Origin of the sequence: Streptomyces sp. NBC_01515, from assembly GCF_045040345.1 — a bacterium.
GTDB lineage: Bacteria > Actinomycetota > Actinomycetes > Streptomycetales > Streptomycetaceae > Streptomyces.
The window spans coordinates 5,029,871-5,055,375 of the sequence record NZ_CP109416.1 but is presented as its reverse complement, the minus strand read 5'-3'; the positions used below and the strand labels follow the sequence as shown (position 1 = coordinate 5,055,375).

20 protein-coding genes are annotated in these 25,505 nt (G+C 70.0%); 10 read left to right on the top strand and 10 right to left on the bottom strand.

What is annotated here, in order from left to right:
- Positions 1-12 precede the first annotated feature (12 nt).
- The 4 genes from OG407_RS22435 (at position 13) to OG407_RS22420 (ending at position 3,665) form a co-directional block, all read left to right on the top strand.
- Positions 13-1,539, top strand: a complete 1,527-nt coding sequence (locus OG407_RS22435; protein ID WP_405860577.1) for a flavin-containing monooxygenase — start codon at positions 13-15, stop codon at positions 1,537-1,539.
- Positions 1,536-2,489, top strand: coding sequence for an alpha/beta fold hydrolase (locus tag OG407_RS22430; RefSeq protein WP_405860575.1), 954 nt, complete (start codon positions 1,536-1,538; stop codon positions 2,487-2,489). Before OG407_RS22435 ends, OG407_RS22430 begins: the two co-directional genes overlap by 4 nt.
- Positions 2,486-3,385, top strand: coding sequence for an SDR family oxidoreductase (locus OG407_RS22425; RefSeq protein WP_405860573.1), 900 nt, complete (start codon positions 2,486-2,488; stop codon positions 3,383-3,385). The genes OG407_RS22430 and OG407_RS22425 overlap by 4 nt, the downstream gene beginning before the upstream one ends.
- Before the next feature lie 94 nt (positions 3,386-3,479).
- Positions 3,480-3,665, top strand: a complete 186-nt coding sequence (locus OG407_RS22420; RefSeq protein WP_328682605.1) for a hypothetical protein — start codon at positions 3,480-3,482, stop codon at positions 3,663-3,665.
- A 132-nt stretch (positions 3,666-3,797) separates the two neighbouring features.
- Here OG407_RS22420 and OG407_RS22415 read toward each other — a convergent pair whose 3' ends face one another.
- Complete coding sequence (locus OG407_RS22415) at positions 3,798-7,025, bottom strand: S41 family peptidase (RefSeq protein ID WP_405860571.1); 3,228 nt, start codon at positions 7,023-7,025, stop codon at positions 3,798-3,800.
- Positions 7,026-7,225: 200 nt separating this feature from the next.
- On the opposite strand from OG407_RS22415, the gene OG407_RS22410 reads away from it, so the two are divergent.
- The 5 genes from OG407_RS22410 to OG407_RS22390 all read left to right on the top strand — a co-directional run bounded on the left by OG407_RS22410 (position 7,226) and on the right by OG407_RS22390 (position 14,052).
- Positions 7,226-7,834, top strand: a complete 609-nt coding sequence (locus OG407_RS22410) for a TetR/AcrR family transcriptional regulator (RefSeq protein ID WP_405860569.1) — start codon at positions 7,226-7,228, stop codon at positions 7,832-7,834.
- Between the two features lie 152 nt (positions 7,835-7,986).
- Positions 7,987-10,209 (top strand): MMPL family transporter, encoded by a 2,223-nt coding sequence (locus tag OG407_RS22405; RefSeq protein ID WP_405860567.1) that lies wholly within the window; start codon positions 7,987-7,989, stop codon positions 10,207-10,209.
- A gap of 138 nt (positions 10,210-10,347) precedes the next feature.
- On the top strand, positions 10,348-10,899 hold the full coding sequence (locus OG407_RS22400; protein WP_405860565.1) for a cysteine hydrolase family protein: 552 nt from the start codon (positions 10,348-10,350) through the stop codon (positions 10,897-10,899).
- A gap of 1,798 nt (positions 10,900-12,697) precedes the next feature.
- Positions 12,698-13,210: a YbaK/EbsC family protein gene (locus tag OG407_RS22395; protein ID WP_405860563.1), complete on the top strand. Its 513-nt coding sequence runs from the start codon at positions 12,698-12,700 to the stop codon at positions 13,208-13,210.
- Entirely contained in the window at positions 13,207-14,052 is an 846-nt protein-coding gene (locus tag OG407_RS22390; protein WP_405860561.1) for a DMT family transporter, read from the top strand. The genes OG407_RS22395 and OG407_RS22390 overlap by 4 nt, the downstream gene beginning before the upstream one ends.
- 515 nt (positions 14,053-14,567) lie before the next feature.
- On the opposite strand, the gene OG407_RS22385 is transcribed toward OG407_RS22390, so the two are convergent.
- The 6 genes from OG407_RS22385 to OG407_RS22360 all read right to left on the bottom strand — a co-directional run bounded on the left by OG407_RS22385 (position 14,568) and on the right by OG407_RS22360 (position 19,445).
- Complete coding sequence (locus OG407_RS22385) at positions 14,568-15,041, bottom strand: RidA family protein (RefSeq protein WP_405860559.1); 474 nt, start codon at positions 15,039-15,041, stop codon at positions 14,568-14,570.
- Between the two features lie 28 nt (positions 15,042-15,069).
- On the bottom strand, positions 15,070-16,242 hold the full coding sequence (locus OG407_RS22380) for a serine hydrolase domain-containing protein (RefSeq protein WP_405860557.1): 1,173 nt from the start codon (positions 16,240-16,242) through the stop codon (positions 15,070-15,072).
- Between the two features lie 45 nt (positions 16,243-16,287).
- Positions 16,288-16,761, bottom strand: coding sequence for an organic hydroperoxide resistance protein (locus tag OG407_RS22375; protein ID WP_405860555.1), 474 nt, complete (start codon positions 16,759-16,761; stop codon positions 16,288-16,290).
- 125 nt (positions 16,762-16,886) lie between these two features.
- Positions 16,887-17,660, bottom strand: coding sequence for an energy-coupling factor ABC transporter ATP-binding protein (locus OG407_RS22370; protein WP_405860553.1), 774 nt, complete (start codon positions 17,658-17,660; stop codon positions 16,887-16,889).
- Positions 17,648-18,409 carry a cobalt ECF transporter T component CbiQ gene (gene cbiQ, locus OG407_RS22365; RefSeq protein ID WP_405860551.1) on the bottom strand — a complete coding sequence of 254 codons (762 nt, stop codon included), beginning with the start codon at positions 18,407-18,409 and terminating at the stop codon, positions 17,648-17,650. The genes OG407_RS22370 and cbiQ overlap by 13 nt, the downstream gene beginning before the upstream one ends.
- A gap of 1 nt (position 18,410) precedes the next feature.
- Positions 18,411-19,445, bottom strand: a complete 1,035-nt coding sequence (locus OG407_RS22360) for an energy-coupling factor ABC transporter permease (protein WP_405860549.1) — start codon at positions 19,443-19,445, stop codon at positions 18,411-18,413.
- Between the two features lie 170 nt (positions 19,446-19,615).
- Between OG407_RS22360 and OG407_RS22355 the strand changes: the two genes are divergently transcribed.
- Positions 19,616-19,969 carry an SsgA family sporulation/cell division regulator gene (locus OG407_RS22355; protein ID WP_405860547.1) on the top strand — a complete coding sequence of 118 codons (354 nt, stop codon included), beginning with the start codon at positions 19,616-19,618 and terminating at the stop codon, positions 19,967-19,969.
- Between the two features lie 105 nt (positions 19,970-20,074).
- Here the strand turns inward: OG407_RS22355 and OG407_RS22350 are convergent, their stop codons facing one another.
- The 3 genes from OG407_RS22350 to OG407_RS22340 form a co-directional block, all read right to left on the bottom strand.
- On the bottom strand, positions 20,075-21,754 hold the full coding sequence (locus OG407_RS22350; RefSeq protein WP_405860545.1) for a penicillin-binding transpeptidase domain-containing protein: 1,680 nt from the start codon (positions 21,752-21,754) through the stop codon (positions 20,075-20,077).
- A 136-nt stretch (positions 21,755-21,890) separates the two neighbouring features.
- Positions 21,891-23,522, bottom strand: coding sequence for a penicillin-binding transpeptidase domain-containing protein (locus OG407_RS22345; protein WP_405860543.1), 1,632 nt, complete (start codon positions 23,520-23,522; stop codon positions 21,891-21,893).
- Positions 23,523-23,751: 229 nt separating this feature from the next.
- Entirely contained in the window at positions 23,752-25,494 is a 1,743-nt protein-coding gene (locus OG407_RS22340; RefSeq protein ID WP_405860541.1) for a dolichyl-phosphate-mannose--protein mannosyltransferase, read from the bottom strand.
- Positions 25,495-25,505 lie beyond the last annotated feature (11 nt).

Sequence of the window (25,505 nt, the reverse complement as noted above, 5' to 3'; positions counted from 1 at the left end):
GGAGGGCACGGGATGACCGAACACGAACACGAACGCGAGCATGTGCGGGTGGCGGTGATCGGGTCCGGGTTCGGGGGGCTGGGGGCCGCGGTGCGGTTGCGGCGCGAGGGCGTCACCGACTTCGTCGTCCTGGAGCGCGCCGACAGCGTGGGCGGGACCTGGCGGGACAACAGCTATCCCGGCTGCGCCTGCGACGTACCGTCCCATCTGTACTCGTTCTCCTTCGCGCCGAACGCCGACTGGCCGCGCACCTTCTCCGGGCAGGAGCACATCCGCGCGTACCTGGAGAACGTCGCGGACGTCTTCCGGATCCGGCCGCACATCCGCTTCAACTCCGAGGTCAAGATGATGACTTGGGACGCGGAGCGGCTGCGGTGGGACATCGAGACCACCGCCGGTTCCTACTCCGCGGACCTCGTCGTCTCCGCCACCGGGCCGCTGTCCGACCCCAAGGTCCCGGACGTCCCGGGGCTCGACTCCTTCCCCGGCAAGGTCTTCCACTCCGCCCGCTGGGACCACGACTACGACCTGCGCGGCAAGCGCGTCGCCATGGTCGGCACCGGCGCCTCCGCGATCCAGATCGTGCCGGCGATCCAGCCCGACGTGGAGCGCCTCACCCTCTTCCAGCGCACCCCGCCCTGGGTGATGCCCCGCGTCGACCGCCCCATCAGCGCCGCCGAACGCGCCGTACACCGCGCGCTGCCCTTCACCACCCAGGCCCGGCGCGGACTCCTGTGGGGCATACGGGAGTTGCAGACCCAGGCCTTCACCAAGCGGCCCAACGAGCTTGTCCTGGTGGAGCAGTTGGCGAAGAAGAACATGGCCCGCGCCATCAAGGACCCGGCGCTGCGGGCCAGACTCACCCCCGACTACCGCATCGGCTGCAAGCGCATCCTGCTCTCCCGCACCTACTACCCGGCCCTCGCGCGGCCCAATGTCGACGTCGTGGCAAGCGGGTTGAGCGAGGTCCGCGGTTCGACGGTCGTCGCGGCCGACGGCACCACGGCCGAGGTCGACGCGATCGTCTTCGGCACGGGCTTCCACGTCACGGACATGCCGATCGCCGACCGGGTCGTCGGCGCGGACGGGCGCACGCTCGCCGAGGCGTGGCAGGGCGGAATGCAGGCGCTGCGCGGCTCGTCCGCGGCCGGGTTCCCGAACTGGATGACCGTCATCGGGCCCAACACCGGCCTCGGGACGTCCTCCATGATCCTGATGATCGAGTCCCAGCTGAACTATCTCGCCGACTACATACGGCAGTTGGACGTCCTGGGCGGCCGGGTCGCCCTCGACGCCCGGCCGAGCGCGGTGAGCGCGTGGAACCGGCGCGTACAGGACCGTATGAAGCGCACGGTGTGGAACACGGGCGGCTGCACCAGCTGGTACATGGACGCGTCCGGCCGCAACACCACCATCTGGCCCGGGACCACGGCCGAATTCCGCAAGGCCACCAGGCGAGTCGACCTCACGGAGTACGAGGTGGTCCGGGCGAAGACCGAAAGGAAGGCGGAGGTCGAGGCGGAGGTGGCGAGCGCGTGAGCCGTCTCATGCACGTTGCCGCCGGGCCGTACGCCCCGCCCGTCCCCGCCCGCGAACTCACCGCCACCTCGGCCGACGGCTCCCGGCTGCACGTCGAGGTGCACGGGCCCGAGGACGCGCCCGCCGTCGTCCTCGCGCACGGCTGGTGCTGCTCCACGGCCTTCTGGGCCGCGCAGATACGGGACCTGTCCGTCGATCACCGCGTCATCGCCTACGACCAGCGGGGGCACGGGCGCAGTCCGGTGGCCGTCGCGCACAGTACCGACGCGCTCGCCGACGACCTGGAAGCCGTACTGGAGGAGACGCTCGCGCCCGGGGAGAAGGCCGTGGTCGCGGGGCACTCCATGGGCGGGATGGCCGTGCTCGCGGCGGTTGGGCGGGCGGGGTTCCGGGAGCACGCGGCGGCCGTTCTGCTGTGCAGTACGGGGAGTTCGCGGCTGGTCGACGAGTCGCTCGTGGTGCCGTTGCGGGCCGGGCGGATGCGGACCCGGCTGACCCGGAAGATACTGGGGACGCGGGCACCGCTCGGGCCGGTCACGCCGACCGCGCGGCGGATCCTCAAGTACGGGACGATGGGCCCCGGTTCGACCCCGCACATGGTCGAGGCGTGTGCGCGGATCGTGCACGCGTGTCCGCGGGCGGTGCGGTACGCGTGGTCGCGGGTGCTCGACTCGCTCGATCTCGACGGCGGCGTACGGGAGTTGGCGGTGCCGACGGCGGTCGTCGTTGGTACGGCGGACCGGATGACGCCGCCGGTGCATGCGCGGGCGTTGGTCGCCGCGTTGCCCAACTGCGTTGGGATCACCGAACTTCCCGGGCTCGGTCATATGACGCCCGTCGAGGCGCCGGAGTCGGTCAGCGCGAGGATCCGTGAACTGGCCGCGACGTACGTGCAGTTCAGTCAGAGCGATCAGAGCGATCAAGGCGATCAGGTCAAGGAGGGTGCATGAGCAGCAGGGTGAGTCTGGAAGGGCAGGTCGCGGTCGTGACCGGGGCCGCACGGGGTGTCGGGGAGTTGCTCGCCCGCAAACTCTCCGCGCGCGGGGCCAAGTTGGCGCTCGTCGGGCTGGAACCGGATGCGCTGAAGCAGGTCTCCGAGCGGCTGCACACCGACAGCGATCACTGGTACGCCGATGTCACCGATCACGAGGCGATGGCCCGGGTCGCGGCCGAGGTCAAGGAGCGGTTCGGGAAGGTCGACATCGTCGTCGCCAACGCCGGTGTCGCCAACGGCGGGCCCTTCCTCGACTCCGATCCGGTCGCCTGGCGGCGGGTGATCGAGGTCAATCTGATCGGGTCCGCCGTGACCGCGCGGGCGTTTCTGCCCGTGCTGATGGAGAGCCGGGGGTATCTGCTGCAGATCGCCTCGCTGGCCGCGATCACGCCGGCGCCGATGATGACCGCGTACTGCGCGTCCAAGTCCGGGGTCGAGGCGTACGCGCACAGTCTGCGGGCCGAGGTCGGTTACAAGGGGGTGCGGGTCGGGGTCGGGTATCTGTCGTGGACCGACACGGACATGGTGCGGGGGGCTGATCAGGACGCGGTCATGCGGGAGTTGAGGGAGCGGTTGCCCTGGCCCTCCAACAAGACGTATCCGCTGGGGCCGGCCGTGGATCGGATCGTCGCCGGGATCGAGCGGCGGTCGAGTCATGTGTACGGGCAGTGGTGGTTGCGGGGGATGCAGGGGGTGCGGGGGTATCTGCCGGGGGTCATCGGGTCGGTGGGGCAGCGGGAGATGCGGCGGTTCGGGTCTCGGCTGGACGGGATGCGGTCGGGGCTTGTGGGGGCGGGTGGGGCGGCGGACGAAGCGGCGCGGGCCACTGCGCGTGTCACGGAGGGTGACTGATCGAAATGCGGGGTTTGTCCTGGCGTGTGAATCTGGTCGAGGCCCCACCTAGGGGCTCCGCAAATCCCCCCCATCAGTACGGGAGTGAACCCACATGGGTATGAAGGACCAGTTCCAGGACAAGGCCAAGGACCTCGCGGACAAGGCCAAGGACCGTATGGACCAGGGCAAGGACCAGGCGCGGGACCGCGGTCAGCAGCGGGACGAGGACGTTGAGCGTACGGGGCAGGGTGCGCGGGAGCGCATGGACCAGGAGATGGACCAGGACTACGACGCGTAGTTGAGGTCTGGTTGCGTGGGGCGCCCTGTGTTTGGGGGTGCCCCACGTTTCGTTTTCGGGTGCCGGCCCGGTGGGGGCTGGGTGCGCAGCTCCCCGCGCCCCTAAAAGAAGAAGGGAGTTGGCGTCCCCTTCTCAAGAACGTGGCGGCAACTTTGGCCTGCTTCGGTCCGGGACCGCCGAGTAGTCGGGCGGGGTTGCCGCCGGGTGGATGGCCAGGAGGTCGAGCGCCAGCTTGATTGCGTCGTCCAGTTGCGCGTGCCGTCCCTCTGCCCAGTCCAACGGCGTGCGGAGGATCTCCAAGTCCGGGGTCACGCCCCGGTTTTCCACGGACCAGCCGTACGCGTCGAACCAGGCGGCGTTCATCGGGACCGTGATCACCGTGCCGTCGCCGAGTTGGTGGCGGCCGGTCATGCCGACCACTCCGCCCCAGGTTCGTTGGCCTACCACCGGGCCGAGTTTGAGGAGTTTGAAGGCAGCCGTGATCATGTCGCCGTCCGAGGAGGTTGCCTCGTCGGCGAGGGCAACCACCGGGCCCCTGGGGGCATTTGACGCGTACGACACCGGTTGGGCGTTGCGGGTCAGGTCCCAGCCGAGGATCGTGCGGGTGAGTTTCTCGACCACCAGCTCGCTGATGTGGCCGCCCGCGTTGCCGCGGACGTCGACGATGAGGGCCGGGCGGGACACCTCAAGGCGTAGGTCGCGGTTGAACTGGGCCCAGCCGGAGCCGCCCATGTCGGGGATGTGGAGGTAGCCGCAGTGGCCGCCGCTCAACTCCCTTACCACCGCCCGGCGTTTGGCCACCCAGTCCTGGTAGCGCAGGGGGCGTTCGTCGATCAGGGGGACCACGGCGACTCGGCGGGCCCTGCCCTCGCCCTCCGCCGGGGTGAAGGTCAGCTCCACCGTCGTGCCGCCCGCGCCTGCCAACAGAGGGTAGGGGCCGGTGAGTTCGTCCACCGGGCGGCCGTCCACGTGGGTCAGGATCGCGCCCTCGCGGATGCCGGTGCCGGCGAGGGGGGAGCGGGCCTTGGAGTCGGAGGACTCGCCGGGGAGGATGCGCGCCACCGCCCAACCACCCTCCCTGCGCACGAAGTTGGCGCCCAGCAGGCCCTGTCGGCGCTGGTAGTGGGGCGGGCCCTCGTTGCGGCGGGACGCGGTGACGTAGGCGTGGGACGTGCCCAACTCGCCCAGGACTTCACGGAGCAGGTCCGCGAAGTCGTCGGGGGATGCCACCCGTTCGATCAGCGGGCGGTACTGGTCCAGGACCCCCGTCCAGTCGATGCCGCACATCCGCGGGTCCCAGTAGTACGCGCGGATCAGGCGGCCCGCCTCTTCGTACGCCTGGCGCCACTCGGCGGGCGGGTCCACCTCGTGGAGGATGCGGCGGAGGTCGATCCAGACCGTCGAGTCGCTGTCGCCGGACTCTGTGGAGGGGACCGCGCGCAGTTCGTCCTCGTCCACCACTACCAGGCGTGAGCCGTCTCCGCTCACCGCGAACCAGTCGAGGTGGTCCACCAGTTCGGACTTCTTCGCCTTGCTGATGTTGAAGTATTCGAGGGTCGGACGGCCGCTCGTGTCGTCCGGGTTGGCGAAGGTCTCGCCCAGCGCGCCCGAGATCGGCCAGCGCAGCCAGACCAGTCCGCCGCCCGAAACCGGGTACAGCGCCGAGTACTTGGAGGCGGAGACGGGGAAGGGCGTCACCCTGTTCTCCAGTCCTTCCACCTCCACGGTCACCGCGCCGTCCGCGCCGTCGTCGTCCTCCGCCGCGTCCAGGCCCCCGGCGGCCGGACGGCCCTCCGGGGTCAGCGCGAACGGGGAGGGCGTGGCCGAGGAGAGGGGGACGAGGTAGGGGCGGCAGCCGAGCGGGAAGGACAGGTCGCCGGTGTGGACGTCGTAGACCGGGTCGAAGCCGCGCCAGGAGAGGAAGGCGAGGTAGCGGCCGTCCCGCGTGAAGACCGGATTCTCGTCCTCGAAGCGGCCGTTGGTGACGTCGACGATCAGACGGTCCTTTATCCGCGCCATCTTGATCTGGCGGAGCGAGCGGCCGATGCCGGGGTGGGACCAGGTCAGCCAGGTGCCGTCCGGAGAGAAGGCCAGGTCCCTTACCGGGCCGTTGACCGAGCAGATCAGCTCGGTCACCTCGCCGTTGGAGTCCTCCGTGGCGTCCAGGAGCAGGAGCCGTCCGTCGTGGGCCGCGATCGCGAGGCGCTCGCCGGCCGTGTCCGACACCAACTCCAGTACGCGGCCCACCTCGCCGGAGGCGAGTCGGCGGGGCTCGCGTTCGCCGGTGGCGCGGGGGAGGTAGGCGATCTCGATCGCGTCCTCGCCGTCCGCGTCAGTGACGTAGGCGACCTGTCCGCCGGAGCCCAACATCTCGGGGAGGCGGACCCGGACGCCGGGGGTGTCGGTGATGGTGCGGGCGGGGCCGTCGCGGTGGGTGAGCCAGTACAGGCTGCCGCGTACGACGACGGCGCTCGCGCGGCCCGTCTCGTCGACCGAGATGCCGTCGACGTGCTGGGCGGCGGGTACTTGGTATGTACGGCGGCCCGCGCGCGGGCCGCTCAACCGCACGTCCAGCTTGCGGGGGACCGATGTTGGGGAGAGGTCGTCGACGATCCACAGGTCACCGGCGCACTGGTACACGACCCGGGTGCCGTCGCTCGCCGCGTGCCGGGCGTAGAAGGCGTCGTGGTCGGTGTGGCGCCGGAGGTCGGAGCCGTCGTAGGAACAGGAGTAGAGGTTGCCGATGCCCTCGTGGTCGGAGAGGAAGGCGATGCGGCCGTCGATGAACATGGGGGAGTGCAGGTGGCCTTCGAGGTCGGCGAGGAGGCGGCGGCCGTGCAGCCAGAGGCGGCCCATGGCGCCGCCGCGGTAGCGCTTCCAGGCGGCCGGTTCGTGGGGTGGGGTGCCGGTCAGGAGCAGGGTCTGGAGTTCGCCGTCGACGTCGGCGAGTTGGATGTCGGAGACCGGGCCCCAGGGGAGCCGGCCGCCGGGGTCGCCGTCGGTGGGGACCTTGTGGGCCCAGGTGAAGTACGAGAACGGCTCGCCGTGCGAGGCGACGGCGAGGATGTCGCCGTCCGGGGTCCAGCCGCAGACCTGGGTGTCGGCGCTGCCCCAGTACGTGAGCCGGCGGCCGGGGCCGCCCTCGACCGGCGCGAGATGGATCTCCGGGACCAGGCTGCGCCAGCTCGTGTACGCGATGTGGCGGCCGTCGGGCGAGAAGCGGGGGTGGCCGACCTTCGTGCGGTCGACGGTGAGCCGCCAGGCGCGGCCCCTGCCGTCGAGAGGGGCCAGCCAGAGGTCGTCCTCGGCCACGAAGCTCAGGAGGTCGCCACTGAGGTGCGGCAGGCGCAGATAGCTCACCTCCCTATGCTTTTCCGGGGGACGGGCCCGGGCAACTTATGAAAAATCGCCGGGGTGACCCGGCGGCTGCCCGGCGGGCGACTCGGCGGGTGACTCTCCACACGTACGAAACGGTTTCGTTTCGTTGGAGAGTGCGCTACATTCATGACTACGCGAGGCGGTACGAAACCGTCTCGTTCGGATCCGGAGAGGTGAGTGGCATGACTGAAGTCGCAACGGCGCGTCGCAGTCGCATCACACCCGAGCGCGAGGCCGAGCTGTACGCGGCCGTGCTCGACCTGCTCCGGGAAGTCGGCTACGACGCCCTGACCATGGACGCCGTAGCGGCCCGCACCAAGTCCAGCAAGGCGACGCTCTACCGTCAGTGGGGCGGCAAGGCCGAGCTGGTGGCCAAAGCGGTGCGGCACAGCAAGCCCGGCGCATCGGCCGCCGCCGTCGACACCGGTTCGCTCAGGGGTGACTTGCACGCCCTCACGATGCGGTCGGACGACTGCGAGATGGAGCAGAACTCCGCGCTCATGCGGGGCCTGGCCATGGCGATGCACGGCAGCCCGGACCTCCTTCAGGCGTTCCGGGAACACCTCGTCGAACCCGAGATGGCGGAGTTCCAGACGATGCTCCAGCGGGCGATCGACCGGGGTGAGGTCCGTGCCGACAACCCGGCGATCGAGTACATCGTGCACATGATGATCGGCGGGTTCGCCGCCCGCACCATGATCGACGAGCAGCCGCCCACCCAGGCCTTCCTGCTGTCGTACATCGACGCCGTGGTGCTCCCCGCACTGGGCGCACCGGTACCCACCACCTGATTCACCCAGCACCTGATTCACCCACCCCTGTAGTCACCCTGCGCGCCCACCTGACGTAACCGCTCACGTCGTCGGGCCGATCAACCGTGTCCCCAACCGGTCGATCACCCCTGCCCCGAAGAACCCCACGACCTGACCGGGAGTACGCCCTCGTGGCCACGTTCCTCTACAAAGTCGGCCGTCTCGCCTTCAGGCGACGGCACTACGTCGCCCTTCTATGGATCGCGCTGCTGACCCTCGCGGGAGTCGGCGCGGCCAGCGCGCCCGCGGCCGGATCCACCTCCTTCTCCATACCCGGGACCGAGGCCCAGAAGGCCTTCGACCTGCTGGACCAGCGCTTCCCCGGCTCCAGTTCGGACGGCGCCACCGCGCGTGTCGTCTTCAAGGCGCCGAGCGGCGAGAAGATGACCGACGCCGACAACAAGGCCACCGTCGAGAAGACGGTGAAGGAGCTGGCCGACGGCTCCGAAGTCGTCTCCGTCTCCGACCCGTTCACCACGAACGCCGTGAGCAAGGACGGGACGGTCGCCTACACCTCGGTGAAGTACGACGTCGCCGGCATGGAACTCAAGGACTCCAGCAAGGACGCCCTGGAGGACACCGCGTCCCAGGCCCGGGCCACCGGGCTGACCGTCGACGTCGGCGGTGACGCGCTCCAGGCCGCCGCGGAGATGGGCGTCGGCGAGATCATCGGTATCGCCCTGGCCGCCGTCGTCCTCCTCATCACCCTGGGTTCGCTGGTCTCGGCCGGCCTGCCGCTGCTGACGGCGATCATCGGGGTGGGGATCGGCGTCTCGACGATCACAGTCCTGGCGAAGACGCTGGACCTGGGATCCACGACCTCGACGCTGGCGATGATGATCGGCCTCGCGGTCGGCATCGACTACGCGCTGTTCATCGTGTCCCGCTACCGGGCCGAGCTGGCCGAGGGCCGCGAACGCGAGGACGCGGCCGGCCGGGCCGTCGGCACCGCGGGTTCGGCGGTGGTCTTCGCCGGTCTCACGGTCGTCATCGCGCTGGCCGGTCTCGCGGTCGTCAACGTGCCGATGCTGACCAAGATGGGTGTCGCGGCGGCGGGCACGGTCGTGGTCGCGGTGTTCATCGCGCTGACCATGATCCCGGCGCTGCTCGGTTACGCGGGCCGCAGGATCAAGCCCACCGGCGAGAAGGCCAAGTGGCTGGGCGGCGGCAGTGCCAAGGAAGCGGCCAAGGCGGCCAGGCCGAACATGGGCACCCGCTGGGCGAGCTTCGTCGTACGGCGCCCCGCCGCCGTCCTGATCCTCAGCGTGCTCGGCCTCGGCGCGATCGCGCTGCCGGCCAGCCAGCTCCAGCTGGGTCTGCCCGACGACAGCTCGCAGCCGACGTCCACCACCCAGCGACGGGCCTACGACCTCCTCGCGGAGGGCTTCGGCCCCGGCTTCAACGGCCCGCTGATGATCGTCGTGGACGCCAAGAACAGCGACGCGCCCAAGGCCGCCGCCACCACGGTGACCGACAAGATCAAGACCCTCGACGACGTGGTCTCGGTCAGTCCGGCCATGTTCAACAAGGCCGGTGACACCGCGACGATCACCGTCGTGCCCGACTCCAAGCCGTCGTCGGTCACCACCGAGGACCTGGTGCACTCCATCCGCGACGAGGGCGCCGGCATCAAGGCCGACACGGACGCGCAGGTGCTGGTCACCGGCACCACGGCGATGAACATCGACTTCTCGCAGAAGCTCAACGACGCCCTGATCCCGTACCTGGCCCTGGTGGTAGGCCTGGCGTTCTTGTTGTTGATCGTCGTCTTCCGCTCGATCCTGGTCCCGCTGAAGGCGGCCCTCGGCTTCCTGCTCAGCGTGCTCGCCTCGCTCGGCGCGGTCGTCGCCGTCTTCCAGTGGGGCTGGCTGTCGGGCCTGATCGGCGTGGAGGAGACCGGCCCGATCATGTCGATGATGCCGATCTTCCTGGTGGGCGTGGTCTTCGGCCTGGCGATGGACTACGAGGTGTTCCTCGTGACCCGGATGCGCGAGGCGTACGTCCATGGCGAGAAGCCCAGCCAGGCCGTCGTCACCGGGTTCAGGCACGGTGCCCGGGTCGTCACGGCCGCGGCGGTCATCATGATGGCGGTCTTCGCCGGCTTCATCACCTCCAGCGAGTCCATGGTCAAGATGATCGGCTTCGGCCTGGCGGTCGCCGTCTTCTTCGACGCGTTCGTGGTCCGCATGGCGATCGTTCCGGCGGTGCTGGCACTGCTCGGCAAGCGGGCGTGGTGGTTGCCGAAGTGGCTGGACCGGATGCTGCCGAACGTGGACGTCGAGGGCGAGGGCCTGCGCGAGCTGGACTCCAAGGACTCGGATCCCGACGAGGACCGGGAGTTGGTCCGGGCCTGAGGCGGCTGCCGCGAGGCACTGAGGCACCGGGCAACTGATCTGCCGCGTCACCGAGTTCGGGTGGCGCGGCAGATCGCGTCGGTCGCGGGGCCGGTCCGGGCCGGGCGGATGTCAGTGGGCCGCACTAGCGTGTTGAGCATGACCACACTCACAGAACGCCCCAACACCGCACTCCTGGTGATCGACGTCCAGGTCGGTGTCGTGGCCGACGCGTACGGGCGTGACGCGGTCGTCGCCAACATCGCCGGACTCGTCGACAGGGCCCGTGAGGAATCCGTGCCGGTCGTCTGGGTCCAGCACTTCGACGAGAACGTGCCCCAGGGCAGCGAGGCCTGGCAGTACGTCCCCGAACTGACCCGCCGCGACCCGGAACCCCTCGTCCCCAAGAGCTACCCCGACTCCTTCGAGGGCACGTCCTTGGAACAGGTACTGGCCGAGGCCGGGGTCGGACGCCTGGTGGTGGCCGGCGCGTCCACCGACGCCTGCATCCGCTCCACGATTCACGGCGCCTTCGTACGGGGCTACGACGTGACACTGGTCAGCGATGCCCACACCACGTCGGACTTGAGCGGGTGGGGTGCGCCGCCGCCGGAGCAGGTCATCGCCCACACGAACTTGTACTGGAAGTACCACGAGGCGCCGGGACGTACGGCTGCTGTCGCCCAGGCAAAAGAAGTCACCTGGTCGTAGGGCCACTCGCTTCTCAGCCAGTGTCGTGCTTCCGCGGCCCGAGTAAAGGGCGCTCCCTGCGGTCGCGTCGGCTACGCCGATTCCGCTCCGCTCCACCCTTGACTAGGGCCGCTCCAGCCCGTTTCAGAAGCGAGCGAGCGGCCCGGAAGGATGGGTGGCCAAGGTGGGTGGGCCCCTGCCTGTGCTGGGTCGTGGGCCGGAGTGGAGGGACGCGGTCGCGCCTCGCCTGCACGCCGGGTCGGCTCAGCGGTTACCCGCCGGTGGGGTGGGAGGGTGTGGTGGGGGGCTGCTGCCTTGGGCTGATCCGGGCCGGTGCGAGGGGACGCGTCCGCGTCTCGCCTGCACGCCGGGCTGGCTCAGCGGCTACCCGCCGGTGGGGTGGGAGGGTGCGGTGGGGGGCTGCCCCCTGGTTTGATCCGGGCCGGTGCGACGGGACGCGTCCGCGCCTGGCCAGCACGCCGCCTCGGTTCGGCGGCTACCCGCCGGTGGGGCGGGAGGCGCGGTGGGGACTGCCACCTTGGGTAGATCCGGGTCGGTGCGAGGGTACGTGTCCGCGCCTGGCCAGCGCGCCGGGTGGGCTTAGCGGCTGCCCGTCGGTGGGGTGGGATGTGCGGTGGGGACTGCTCCTTCATGGTTGGATCCGGGCCGGTGCGCTGGGGTGCGTTCGTGTCTCGCCTGCACGTTGGGTGGGCTTGGCGGCTACCGGCCGGTGGGGGTGGAGAGAGAGCACGGGTGCATGAGGCATGGGGGCGTGCTGCCGCCTCGTCAGCACGCCCCGCCCCGGCTCAGCGGCCGAGGCCGGGTGGGTGGTTGCTGGAAGCCGGGGGTAAATCTAACCACCGTCGCGGCCTTTGACCGGTTAGAAAAGACCTCAGTCTCCTGAGGGGGCAGGACCGGAGGCCGGGGCGAGGAGGGGGAGGGGGGAGGTGGGTCCGCGAAGTGTGACACTCTCGCTTCGACTGTCACATTTCTGCGGACCGGGTGTCCCGGGGCCCGGGGAGAGCCGACCGACGGACGGGGAGTCACTGTCCAGGCCACCACCCAGGACATCGCCTGGTCCGCCGCCCAGTACCAGTCCGGAGCCTCCCTCCAGGGCCGTGGCCCGGAACTGCCCATCGCCCACTGCTTGTTGCCCATGGCCCGATGCTTGTGGCGTTGGTCCCCGCGCGCCGCACCGGCCGGTAGTCGCTGAGCCGGCCCGGCGTACAGGCGAGGCGCGTGCACACCCCTCCGCCCCGGCCCGGGGTCTGCACGCATGCCCGTGGGGTCAGTCCCCGCCCGTACTCTCCCCCCACTGGCCGGTAGTCGCCGGCCCGACCTGGCGGGCGGGCGGGGTGTGAACGCCTCCCCTCGCCCAGGCCTGGGCCTGGAGTCCTGATGCGTGCCCGAGGTTCAGTTCCGCCTACCACTCCCTCCCCTCGGCCATGGACTCCCCGGCGCCCCTTGCCACTTGGCCTCCTGGCCTGCTGCGCGGCAAGTCCCCACCGGCCGGTAGCCGCTGAGCCGGCCCGGCGTGCTGGCGAGACGCGACCGCGTCCCCACACCCCGGCCCGGAACGCAGCCCACCCGACGGGATTCGCGCCTGGCCACCCATCCCTCGGGGCCGCCCGCTCGCTTCTCACAACGGGATTGCGGGAGACGAGTCAAGGGTGGAGCGCAGCGCAATCGGCGCAGCCGACGCGACCGCAGGGAGCGCCCTTTACTCGGCTCCCGCAATCCCGACACTGACCAAGAAGCGGGCGGTCCGACGGTCGGAACTCAGTCGCAGGCCCAGTACACCCACCGCTACCGTGCCCCCATGAGCATGAACAACACCGAAGACGACAACACCGGCGCCAACCCCCGATTCGCCGAGGCGCTAAGGGAGTTGGGGCTCGCGGATCTGCTCGGTCGTATTCGGCGGTTTCCGGACGCCACCCGTACCGCAGCCGAGGCCGCCGCCGCGATCGGATGCGAGTTGAGTGAGATCTGCAAGTCGTTGATCTTCGCGGCGGACGGGGTCCCGGTACTGGTGCTCATGGACGGGGCGTCCCGAGTGGATGTGGAGCTTGTCCGGCGGGAACTCGGGGTGGAGAAGGTCACTCGGGCCAAGGTGGACGTCGTACGGGAGACGACCGGGTATGCCATCGGGGGCGTGCCGCCCTTTGGGCACCGTACGAAGACTCGTGTGCTCGCCGATCGTTCGCTGCTCGCGCATGATGTCGTCTGGGCCGCCGCGGGCAATCCGCATGCCGTGTTCCCCATGGAGCCCAAGGAGCTTGTCGCGTACGCCGGTGCCACCCTGGTGGATGTGCGCGAGCAGTCCTCGTGACTCCGGAGGTCGCCGCCGCTGTTCTGCTTGCCGCTGTCACCCACGCCTGCTGGAACGCCCTCGCCCACCGCATCACGGACAAGCTCGTCGGCTTCACGCTCATCGCGGGCGGCGGGACGGTGATCGGGTTGGCGTTGGCGCCGTTCGCAGCGTTTCCGGCGGCGGGAGCATGGCCGTATCTGATCGTGTCGGGCGTCATTCACGTCGTGTACTTCGTGCTGCTGATGAAGTCCTTCCAGCTGGGGGACTTCGGGCAGGCGTATCCGATCGCGCGCGGTACAGCGCCCCTCCTCGTGACCGTGCTGGCCGCCGTCTTCGCCCACGAGGTGCCGAACGCCTGGGCCGCCGCCGGTATCGCTCTGTCGTGCACGGGCCTGACCGGCGTCGCCCTGTGGGGAATGCGCGGGCGGCGGCCCAACTGGCCCGCGATCGGGGCCGCGTTGGCGACGGGGGTGGCGATCGCCGCGTACACCGTCGTCGACGGGCTGGGCGTGCGCACCTCGGGGTCCTCGCTCGGGTACATCTCCTGGCTGATGGTGATCGAGGGCCTGGTCATCCCGGCGTACGCACTGCATCGCTGGCGGGGCCAATTCGCCGCGAAACTAAGGCCGTTCGCCGCCGTCGGCTTCCTCGGCGCGGCTCTGTCCTTCACGGCGTACGGCCTCGTCCTGTGGGCCCAGACCCGCGCCGAACTCGCCCCTATCGCAGCCTTGCGCGAGTCGTCGATCATCGTCGGCGCGGCGATCGGCACCGTCTTCTTCAAGGAACGGTTCGGTGCGCCCCGTATCGCCGCGGCATTGCTGCTCGTGGCCGGGATCGGGCTGATGCTGCGGGCGAGTTGACGGGCCCGAGTCCTCGTCCGTTCTTTGCCGGGCCATGCTTCTGGTTCCGGTGTGTCCCTGCCAGCCTGGGAAGCGTGGGAGACGTCACGGTGCGGGTGGAGGGTTTCTTCGGCGGTCGGTTGAAGTGGCGCTCCCGCCGTGTCGTCCGCAAGGCCCGTCGCCGGGGCTGGACCGGCCTGTTGATCCAGGTCGACCTGCGCGATCCTCCCCGCAGCATGTCGCCCAAGTGGTGCCTGGTGTCCGTCAGTGAAGGCGGGCGTCAGTTCTGGCGTCGATCGGACCAGTATCCGGAAGGTTCGTTTCGTTCCTCTTCCTCCAGGCCCGCACGTACTGCGGCTTGAGGTTCTTCGATATCGCAGGAGACGTTCCACATGGGGCGAACGCGAGGTCGTGCTGGGCGAGGGAGACGTCCTGCTGGTGGTGTGCGACCCGGTTCAGCCGCACGTCTTCCACCGGCGCAGTCCGGAGGCGGACACCTGGAGTCTGCAACTCCTTCGGTAGCGCGGGGCTGCCCGTCAGGGACGTCGTACCGCCACCGCGTCCACCTCGAACAGCATGCCCGGCAGGGCGAGGGACGCGACCCCGCTGAGGGTCTGGGCCGGTAGGCGGTCGCCGAAGTTCGCGTGCAGGGCCTTGCCCAGGGTTTCCAGCTTGGTGAGGTCGTGGTCGACGATGAACGTGCCCAGGCGGACCACGTGTTCGAAGTCCAGGCCTACTCCCGCCAGCGCCGACCGTAGGCGGGTGAACGCCAACTCCACCTGTGCCGCGAAGTCGCCCGGTACCGGTGTGCCCGTCTCGTCGGAGGCGTACTGGCCGGCGATGAAGACGAGTTCACCGGGTGCCGAGACCGCGTGGCTGTAGCCGAACGGGGTCGGGTCGTGGAGCGTGGGCGGGTTGGTGATCGTCCGGGCGTCGGTGGCGGTGGCGGTGGCGGTGGCGGTGGCGGTGGTGGTGGTGGTGGCGTCGGTGTCGGCGTTCTTGGGCGTCATGGACAGGGAACCCTTCGGTCGGGCCGGTTCATTCCGCCGACGTCAAAGACGTTCGTACCGCCCGCACCAGCGCCTGCGCTCTCGGGTCCGCCGTCACGCTCTTGCGGAAGCCGTTCGTGACGTAGCCGAACGCGATGCCCGACTCGGGGTCGGCGAAGCCCAGTGCGCCGCCTCGGCCCGGGTGGCCGAAGGAGGACTCCGAGAGGAGGGGGGACGCGCTGCCGTGCAGCATGTAGCCCAGGCCGAAGCGGGTGGTGATCACGAGGACGCGGTCCGGGCCCGACGAGCGTTCTGTGCGCCCCAGTTGGACCGTCGCCGGGGTGAACAGGCTTACCCCGCCGTCGACTTCACCGATCAGTGACGCGTAGACACGGGCCAGGCCGTCCGCCGTCGCGATGCCGTTCGACGCGGGGAGTTCGGCCGCCCGGTACGCCGGGTCGTTCTCGTCCGGCATGGGGGTGATCGCCCCGAACGCGCGCCGGGTGAGGGAGTCGGGGTTCGCGTACGCCTCGGAGACCGAGCGCTTGGGGCGGGTGCGGAGGGTGCCCGGGTCCGTTGTCGCGGCTTCCAGCTGTGCGACCCGGCCCACCCGGCTCGCCGAGGACGCCGGCAGGCCCACCCAGAGGTCCGCCCCGACCGGGCCCGCGATCTCGTCCGCGATCCACTCGCCGATCGACCTGCCCGTCACCCGGCGTACGAGTTCACCGGTCAGCCAGCTGTACGTCTGCGCGTGGTAGCCGTGGTCCGTGCCCGGCTCCCACGCCGGTGCCTGCGCCGCCACCGCCGTCGCACTGAGCACCGGGTCGGCGGCCTGCTCCGGGGTCAACGGGCGGTCCAGCGCCGGCACGCCCGCGCGGTGGGCCAGCAGGTGCCACACCAGGGTGTGCTCCTTGCCGGCCGCCTTGTACTCCGGCCAGTACTCGCCCACCGGAGCGTCCAGGTCCAGTTCCCCGCGCTGCGCCAGCAGCAGGAGTACGGCGGCTGCCACGCCCTTCGTTGCCGAGCGGACGATCTGGGCCGTGCCCTGCTCCCAGGGAGCGGTGCCGTCGATGTCCTTCGTGCCCGCCCAGAGGTCCACGACCCGGTGCCCGTGCCGGTACACCGTCACCGCCGCGCCGCGGTCCCCGCGCGCCTCGAAGTTCCGTACGAACGCGTCCCTGACCGGCTCGAAGCCCTCGGCCACCACGCCGTTCACGTCCACGTCCGTGCCCCTCGTTCCGATGTTCCGCCGTACCGCTCTCCTCTTTCAACCAAGCAGGATCGTCACGTCGATGTTCCCGCGGGTCGCGTTCGAGTACGGGCAGACCTCGTGCGCCGCGTCCACCAGCTTCGCCGCGATGTCCTGGTCGAGGATCGGCAGGGACACGCTCAGGGCGACCGCGAGGCCGTAGCCGCGCTGCTTGTTGGGGCCGATGCCGACCTTCGCGGCGACCGTGGAACCGGTCAGGTCGAAGCCCGCCCTACGGCCGACCAGGACCAGCGCGTTGTGGAAGCAGGAGCTGTAGCCGGCCGCGAAGAGCTGCTCGGGGTTGGTGCCGTTGCCGTCGCCGCCCAGCGCCGGGGGCATCGCGACCTGGAGGGCGAGCTGGCCGTCCTGGCTGCTGACGAAGCCGTCCCGGCCGCCGTGGGCGGTGGCCTCGGCGACGTACATGATCTTCGTCGGGCGGGTGTCGACAGCGGTGACAGCGGTGGCGGCGGTGGCAGCGGTGTCGTCGGTCATGGCGGGACCTCCCCCGGGGACGGAAAGCACGAGAGCGCGCAACTGCATCGTGCACAAGATACTGACCGGTAACGAACCCCTGGCTACGAGGGGGTAGGAACCGTCGGTAACCCGAGGTCAGCAGGTCAGCAAGTCAGCGGGCCCGTTGTCACGGACCGCGGGTCGAACCCGAAGGGCAGCTCCAGGCGATGCGCCCGCATCAACGCGTCGTCGGAGAGCAGTTCGCCGGTCTTCCCGTCCGCCGCGATCACGCCCTCGCTCAGGATCAGCGCGCGCGGGCACAACTCCAGTGCGTACGGCAGGTCGTGCGTGACCATGAGCACCGTCACGTCCAACGACCGCAGGATGTCGGCCAGTTCGCGCCGGGAGGCCGGGTCGAGGTTGGAGGAGGGCTCGTCGAGGACGAGGATCTCCGGTTCCATCGCCAGGACTGTTGCCACCGCGACGCGCCGCCTCTGCCCGAACGACAGGTGGTGCGGGGGACGGTCCGCGAAGTCCGCCATCCCCACCGACTCCAGTGCCGTACGCACCCGTTGCTCCAGCTCGGCGCCCTTCATCCCGGCCGCCGCCGGGCCGAACGCCACGTCCTCGCGGACCGTCGGCATGAAGAGCTGGTCGTCGGGGTCCTGGAACACGATCCCGACCCGGCGCCTGATCTCCGCCATGTGCCGCTTGCCGACCGGGAGTCCGGCCACCGTCACCGTTCCGGCGCCGGCCGTGAGGATGCCGTTGAGGTGCAGGACGAGGGTGGTCTTGCCGGCGCCGTTCGGGCCGAGCAGGGCGACCCGTTCGCCGCGCGCGACGGTGAAGTCGACGCCGAACAGGGCCTGTTGGCCGTCGGGGTAGGCGAAGGCCAGCCCGGAGACCTCCAACGAAAGCGAACCGGTCACAGCGTCCATCCCAACAGGCATACGGCAAAGGCGGTACAGGGCAGAGCGAAGGCGTACGACCACTGGGCCCGGGACGCCGTCACCTCGTCGATCACCGGCATGGAACCCGTGTAACCCCGGCTCACCATGGCCAGATGGACCCGCTCCCCGCGCTCGTAGGAGCGGATGAACAGCGCGCCCGCCGACTTCGCGAGCACGCCCCAGTGACGGATGCCCCGGGCCTCGAAACCCCGTGACTCGCGGGCGATCCGCATCCGCCGCATCTCGTCCGTGATGACGTCGCCGTAGCGGATCATGAAGGACGCGATCTGGACGAGGAGGGGCGGGAGCTTCAACCGCTGGAGGCCCAGGAGGAGTTCGCGGAGTTCGGTGGTCGCGGCGAGGAGGACCGAGGCGGCTACGCCCAAGGTGCCCTTGGCGAGGACGTTCCACGCGCCCCAGAGGCCGTTCACGCTCAACTGCACGCCCAGGACGGTGACTTGCTCGCCTTCCGCGACGAAGGGCATGAGGACCGCGAACGCGACGAAGGGGACCTCGATCAGCAGACGGCGGAGCAGGAAGGCGGCGGGCACGCGGGCCGCGTACGCGACCAGCCCCAGCAGTACCGCGTACACGCCGAACGCCCACATCGCCTCGCGCGGGGTCGACACCACGACCACCACGAAGGCGAAGACGGCGGCCAGTTTGGTGTGCGGGGGCAGCGCGTGGACGGGGGAGTGGCCGTGCCGGTAGAGGCGGTGGGCGTGGCCCGCGCCCATGTCAGGCCACCTGCGAGGTGGTGCTGCGACGCTTGCGGACCGCCCAGAAGACGCCCGTGCCCGCCACGACCGTGACGCCCACGCCGATCACGCCCGCGAGGCCGCCGGAGAGCCGGGCGTCGTCGACGTCGCGTACGCCGTAGTCGGCCAGCGGGGAGTCCGCCGAGGTGTGCTCCTTCGCCTTCTGGTCGATGCCGTGGTCGGCGGCCACCTTCTCCAGGCCGTCGGGGTTCGAGGAGGCGTAGAAGCTGACGAAACCGGCGAGGAGGAGGGACGTGACCAGGCCGCCGATCCACAGTCCGCGGCGGGAGGTCCGGGGGGCGGCGACCGGCTCCAACTGCGGTGTCGCGTCCACGAGTTCGCCGTTCACGCGCAGCTTGAGGCGCTGCTCCAGGCCGCGTGCGCCGTGGACGAGATCCGGGCGTACGGCGATCACGGCGCCGACCGTGAGCGCGGTGATCGCGGCCTCACCGACGCCGATGAGGACGTGGACGCCGATCATCGCGGTGGCGACCTTGCCGAGGGAGACGTCGGTGGTGCCGCCGAGCGAGTAGAGGAGGGTGAAGACGAGGGCGGCGGCCGGGACGGAGAGCAGGGCCGCGGTGAAGGACGCGGCGGTGATCGAGCGGCGGGTGCGGGGCAGCACCTTCACCAGGCCGCGGAAGACGGCGTACGCGACCACCGTCGTCGTGATCGCCATGTCGGTGATGTTCACGCCGAGCGCGGTCAGGCCGCCGTCCGCGAACAGGATGCCCTGCATGAGGAGGACGACCGAGACGCAGAGCACACCGGTGTAGGGGCCGACCAGGATCGCGGCCAGCGCGCCGCCCAGGAGGTGGCCGCTGGTGCCGGCCGCGACCGGGAAGTTGAGCATCTGCACGGCGAAGATGAACGCGGCGACCAGGCCCGCGAGCGGCGCCGTCCGTTCGTCGAGTTCGCGGCGGGCACCGCGCAGGCTCACGGCGATGGCGGCCGCGGCGACCACACCGGTCGCGGCGGATACGGGGGCGTCTATGAATCCGTCAGGCACATGCACGGGATGATTTTAGATGGTTGTTGCGAGTCCTTTGCAAGAGCTAGACAGTCTCGCGCCGACATGTGAGATCTGTCGCCCCGGAGGGCGCTCCCGAGAAAATGTGCGACATTTGGGTAGTGGAAGCGGATGCATAGCTTTCACACAGGTCACTCAGCGTAAGGGGCCGCCCGATGTCCGTAGTCGAACAGTACGCGCGAGCCCATATCGTCACCGACGAGGACGTGGACCGGCTGGACCGAGACGCGGTCCCCGTCGTCCTGCGGTACGACCCCGAATCCGATCCCCGAGCCGTCCGTATCGGCCTGCCCGGACCGCATGAATGGACCTTCGACCGGGCGCTGCTGGAGCAGGGGCTGCGTGCCCCGGCCGGCAGCGGCGAGGTGCGGGTGTGGCCGTGCGGGCGGGTGCAGGCCGTGGTCGAGTTCCACTCCGAACAGGGCGTCTCCGTCGTCCAGTTCGAGACGAAGACGATCATGCGGTTTCTGCGGCGGACCTATACGGCCACCACGCCGGTCGCGAGCTGACCCGCACAGAGGATCAGCTGACCCGCGCAGAGGACCAGCCGAGTCTCACAGAGGAATCAGCTGAGCCCCGGAACGTTCAGGGGCTCAGCGGGCTCAAGCCGCGGGTCAGCCGCCGAGGCTGCTGCCCAGCTTGAGCAGGGCCGCCACGATCGGGCCCGCCGTGTCGCCGCCGTGGCCGCCCGCCTGGACGACACCCGCGGCGACGAGGTCGCCCTTGTACGCGGTGAACCAGCCGTTGGGCTTCTTCTGGCCGTCGACCTCCGCCGAGCCGGTCTTCGCGCCGTAGTCCGGACCGAGCCCGGACATCGCCTGCGCCGCCGTGCCGTAGTCCGCCGTGTACTTCATGACCTCCTTCAGCTCCGACTGCGTCGTCGACGACATCGTGCGCGAGGCCTTCGCGATCGTGCGGTTGTCGACCGTCGGGGAGACCAGGTACGGCTGGTGGAAGGTGCCCGTGTCGACGGTGGCGGCGACCGACGCCATGTTGAGCGGGTTCATGCGGACCCCGCCCTGGCCGATCAGCGAGGCGCCCATCTGCGCGCCGCTCTGCACGGGGACCGAGCCGTCGAAGGTGGGGACGCCGATGGCCCAGTTGTTCATGCCGAGGCCGTAGACCTGCTGGGCCTCCGTCGTCAGGTCGCTGTTGGACAGCTTGGGCGCGAAGTTGATGAAGGCGTTGTTGCAGGAGGCCCCGAAGGCCATCTTGAACGTGCCCTTCTTGATCTCCGAGTCGTCGTCGTTGTGGAAGGTCCAGCCCGCCAGCTTGTAGGTCTTGGGGCAGGGGTGCGACGCGTCCGGGGTGATCAGGTTCTTCTCGAAGAGCATCGTCGACGTCACGATCTTCATCGTGGAACCGGGGGCGAGGGAGCCCTGGAAGGCCACGTTGAAGCCGTGCGAGGCGTTCGCGACGGCCAGGATCTCGCCGGTCGACGGGCGCATCATCACGACCGAGGAGTTCTTCTGCTTGTTGACCTGCGTCTCGGCCGCCGCCTGGAGCGTCGGGCTGAGCGTCGTCTTCACCTTGCCCGGGGTGCCCTTGCTCAGCTCGACGAGGGTCTTGTCGGACTGCTTGGACGTCTTGCCCCGGATCACCTGGAGTTCGATGCCCGCCTTGCCGCCGGCCTTCTTGCCGAACTTCTCCCGCAGCCCGTCCAACACCGGCCCCAGTGACGGGTACTTGGCGACCGTCAGCTCGCCGCCGTCACGGTCGTAGGCCTTGACCGGCGGGGTGCCGGACTCGCCCGTCACCAGGGTGTCGCCGTCCGCGAGGTCCGGGTGGACGACGGAGGCGTGCCACTGGACGTACGGCTTGCCGTCCTTCGCGCTGCGCACGACGGTGAGCGAAGTGGCGTACGTCATGGGCTTGTTGATGCCCTTGTACGACACCGTGCACTTCACGGAGAAGGGGACCTTGGTGCCCGTGCGGGCGCCCTCGGTGACGGTGATGCCCTTCATGTGGGCGTTCTTCGTGTACCCGGTGAGCAGGGCGGCGGCCGCCGCTGACTTGTCCGTCGTCGCGGCGGCCTGGGCGACCTTGCCCTGCTGCCAGTCGGCCAGGTAGCGCTTCGCGGTCGTCTGCACCTCGGTCGCCGACAGCGGGCCCGTCTTGATCGCCTTGTGGTCGGCGGTGGTCGACGTGCCCGCCTCGGCCGAGGCGCCGCCGTCGTACAGCGCGTAGGCGCCGACGCCCGCGCCGACGACGGCCACGGCGATCACCCCGCCGACCACGGCGGGTCTCGCCTTGCGCCGCTCGGCGACGACCTTCTTCTTGCCCCTCGTGCCCACAGTTCCCGATCCTCCGCGAATCCCTTTGGGCCCCCGCCGTCACTCGGCCCTGTCTCAGCCCTCACACGCCCCAACGATGGGGCACACCTTAGAGTCCCGTCCTGTGCGGGTGAGTTCCCGTCTCACGGGGGTGAGTTCAGCCACCCGCCGCCAGTACCGCCCGGACGATCGGGCCCGCGGCGTCGATGCCGTGGCCGCCGTCCTGGGTCATGGCCGCCGCCGACACGTCGTCGCGGTAGCCGGTGAACCAGCTGTTGGACTTGGACTGCCCGTCCACCTCGGCGGATCCCGTCTTCGCGCCGATGCTGCCGCCGAGCCCGGACATGATGCCCGCCGCGGTGCCGCTGATCGCGGTGCGGTTCATCATCGCCCGCAGCTGGGCCGACGTACTCGCCGACAGGCCCCGGGCGGTGGCCAGTTGGCGGTCGTCGAGGCTCTGCGCGACGAGGATCGGCTGCCGGAACGTGCCCGTCTTCGCGGTCGCCGTCACCGACGCCATGTTCAGCGGGCTCATCTGCACCTGGCCCTGGCCGATCAGGTTGGCCGCGGTGTCCGGGCCGCCGGACGCGGGGACCGAGCCGTCGAAGGACGGGATGCCGGTCTTCCAGTTGTCCCGGCCGAGCCCGAAGCGGTCCTCGGCCTCCTTGGTCAGGGAATCCACCTTGACCGAGTCGGCGTACTTCACGAAGGCCGTGTTGCAGGAGCGGGCGAAGCTGTCGGCGAGCGTGGCGTTCAAGTCCGGCTTGAGACCGGTCAGGTTGTGGAAGGTCTGGCTCTGCCACACCGCGTCGGGCGTGCAGGGCGCCGGGCCGTTCATCGTCGTGATGCCGTTGTCGATGAACGTGGCGGCACTGATGATCTTCATCGTCGAGCCCGGCGCCAACTGCCCCAGGAACGCGGCGTTGAAGCCGTCGGCGCGATTGTTGGCGATCGCCAGCACCTGCCCGGTGCTCGGCTGCAGGGCCACGACGGACGACTCCGAGTACTTCGTCACGGCCTTCTCGGCGGCGGCCTGCACGCTCGCGCTGAGCGTCGTGCGCACCTTGCCGGCCTTGCCCTTCTCCAGGGTCACCAGCGTGGTGGCGGCCGAGTCCGCGACGTCGTGCTTGATCGACAGCTCGATACCGGGCGTACCGCCCGCCTTGTCACCGTACTTGGCGCGCAACTCGTCGAGGATCGGCCCCAGCGACGGATACTTCTCCTTCGTCACCGCGACCCCGTCCCGGTCCACGGCCTCGATCGCCGGACTCGCGGACTCCCCGGTGACGAACGTGTCGCCGGTCTTCAACTCCGGGTGCACGACGGCCGGTTGCCAGTCGACGAGGGCCCGCCCGGTCGTCTTCCCGCGTACGACGGTCAGCTGACTCCTGTAACTGAGCGGCTTGGAGATGCCCTTGTACGACACCGTCGCCCGCACGCCGAACGGCACGGTGGCCCCGGTCGCCGTACCGGGCGTGATCTTCACCTTGGTGATGTGACCGGCCCCGCTGTACGACTCCAGGACGAGGTCGGCGGCGGCGTCGTTGTTCGTGTACGACGCGGCGGTCACCGCGTTCCCGCTCTCCCAGGCCGCGAAGAACTTCTTCGTCGTCTCCTCGACCTCACCGCCGCTGGGCGGCCCGGTCTTCTTGGCGGAGCCCCCACCGATCCCGTCCACCGCGTCCGAACTCCCCAACGCGGACACCACGTTGAACGCCCCGTACCCCGCCCCGCCCACCATCACAGCGAACACGCTGCCGATGACGGCGGCCTTTACCCCCTTGCGCATGCCCCTGTCCCTCCCCGTTATCAGTCCTTCGAACTGTAGGTGGCGTGGGGGAAAGCTGTGAGGGGTGTTGCCTTTTGTTGTCCTAACGGAGATCAGCTGACTGAATCGCGCCGCCGGGTGGGCCACGTATGTGAACGTACGGCGAACGGTGGGGGATATCGGGCAACCGGGGGTGGGGGTTCAGGGTCGGTCGTGGTGCCGGATCCGACATCCCGGCCCACGGAGGCGGCTACACCCAGGTGTCCAGCCACATCCGGGACCGCCACTGGTCGATCGGGATCGCCGTCCCCGTGTACAGCGGCCAGAAATAAATGAAGTTCCACGTGACCAGCAGGACCAGTACGCCCGCGCCGACCGCGCCCGTGACCCGGCGGGTGTCGCTGGAGCCCGGTGGGCCGATCACCGCGCCGATCAGCATCGCGACCGCCAGGCACAGGAACGGGAGGAAGACGATGGAGTAGAAGAAGAAGATCGTGCGGTCCTGGTACATGAACCAGGGGAGGTAGCCGGCCGCTACGCCGCAGGCGATCGCGCCCGCTCGCCAGTCGCGGCGGAACGCCCAGCGCCACAGGACGTACAGGAGCGCGAAGCAGGCCGCCCACCAGAGGAGCGGGGTGCCGATGGCCAGGACCTCGCGGGCGCACTTCTCGCCCGCGCTCGCCGGGCAGCCGTCCGCGCCGGGGGACGGGGACTCGTAGAAGTACGAGACCGGGCGGCCGTCGACCAGCCAGCTCCACGGGTTGGACATGTACGTGTGCGGGGAGTGCAGGCCGACGTTGAACTCGTAGACCTCGTGCTCGTAGTGCCACAGGCTGCGCGCCCAGTCGGGCATGTAGTGGCTCCAGAAGCCGCCCTTGCCGTCGGTCGCGGCCCAGTTGCGGAAGTAGCCGCCGGTGCCGTTGGCCGGGGAGAGGATCCAGCCGAGCCAGGAGAGGACGTAGACCGAGATCGCGACCGGGGCGGTGGAGATGAAGGCGAGGCCCACGTCGTGCTTGAGGACCGCGGCGTACGGCTTGCTCGCGCCCGCGACCTTGCGGGAGCCGACGTCCCAGAGCACGGCCATCACCACGAAGGCGGCGGCATAGAACATGCCGTTCCACTTGGTGGCCATCGCGAGGCCGAGGGTCAGGCCTGCCATCCAGCGCCAGGGGCGCCAGCCGAGGGAGAGGGTGTTGGCGATGTGCGCGTCCGGGCGGACCCGGCCGTCCGCGTCGGCCGGTAGCGCCGCCGCGAGTTTCGCCCGGGCCCTGTCCCGGTCCAGGAGCAGGCAGCCGAACGCGGCCACCACGAAGAACATCAGGACGCCGTCGAGGAGCGAGGTGCGGGCCATCACGAAGGCCAGGCCGTCGAGCGACATCATGACGCCCGCGACGCAGCCCAGGAACGTGGAGCGGAACAGGCGGCGGCCGATGCGGCACAGCATCAGGATGGCGAGGGTGCCGAGCAGCGCTGTCATGAAGCGCCAGCCGAAGGGGTTGAAGCCGAAGATCAGCTCGCCGAGGCCGATCACGTACTTGCCGACCGGCGGGTGCACGACGTAGGCCGCGTCGGTCGGGATGGGGATGTGACCGTTGTGCTGGAGGATCAGGTCGTTGGCGTTCTTGTCCCAGTTGACCTCGAAGCCGCGGTGGACCAGCGCCCACGCGTCCTTCGCGTAGTACGTCTCGTCGAATATCACCGCCTTCGGGCTGCCCAGGTGGTAGAAGCGCATCACGCCGGCCATGAGCGTGACCAGCAGCGGGCCGCCCCAGCCCGACCAGCGGTTGATGCGGTCGACGAGCGCCGGCGAGAAGCCGAGCGCCGCCCACAACCGCGGGCTGGGCTCCGCGTACGGCGGCACCAGCCGGTCCCGTACGTCGCTTCTGGGCCCCGCCGTGTAGCCGAATCGGCGCAGCCGCTGCTGCCACGACGGCCGCTGGTCTTGCGGGGCCTGCCCTTGCCGGGTGTCCGTGGAGGACGCGGTACTGGTCACCGCGCCATCGT

Coding starts and splice junctions, on each gene's coding strand:
- OG407_RS22435 (WP_405860577.1), top strand. CDS start 13: ATGACCGAACACGAACACGAACGCGAGCATGTGCGGGTGGCGGTGATC.
- OG407_RS22425 (WP_405860573.1), top strand. CDS start 2,486: ATGAGCAGCAGGGTGAGTCTGGAAGGGCAGGTCGCGGTCGTGACCGGG.
- OG407_RS22420 (WP_328682605.1), top strand. CDS start 3,480: ATGGGTATGAAGGACCAGTTCCAGGACAAGGCCAAGGACCTCGCGGAC.
- OG407_RS22410 (WP_405860569.1), top strand. CDS start 7,226: ATGACTGAAGTCGCAACGGCGCGTCGCAGTCGCATCACACCCGAGCGC.
- OG407_RS22400 (WP_405860565.1), top strand. CDS start 10,348: ATGACCACACTCACAGAACGCCCCAACACCGCACTCCTGGTGATCGAC.
- OG407_RS22395 (WP_405860563.1), top strand. CDS start 12,698: ATGAGCATGAACAACACCGAAGACGACAACACCGGCGCCAACCCCCGA.
- OG407_RS22385 (WP_405860559.1), bottom strand. CDS start 15,041: ATGACGCCCAAGAACGCCGACACCGACGCCACCACCACCACCACCGCC.
- OG407_RS22375 (WP_405860555.1), bottom strand. CDS start 16,761: ATGACCGACGACACCGCTGCCACCGCCGCCACCGCTGTCACCGCTGTC.
- OG407_RS22370 (WP_405860553.1), bottom strand. CDS start 17,660: ATGGACGCTGTGACCGGTTCGCTTTCGTTGGAGGTCTCCGGGCTGGCC.
- cbiQ (WP_405860551.1), bottom strand. CDS start 18,409: ATGGGCGCGGGCCACGCCCACCGCCTCTACCGGCACGGCCACTCCCCC.
- OG407_RS22355 (WP_405860547.1), top strand. CDS start 19,616: ATGTCCGTAGTCGAACAGTACGCGCGAGCCCATATCGTCACCGACGAG.
- OG407_RS22345 (WP_405860543.1), bottom strand. CDS start 23,522: ATGCGCAAGGGGGTAAAGGCCGCCGTCATCGGCAGCGTGTTCGCTGTG.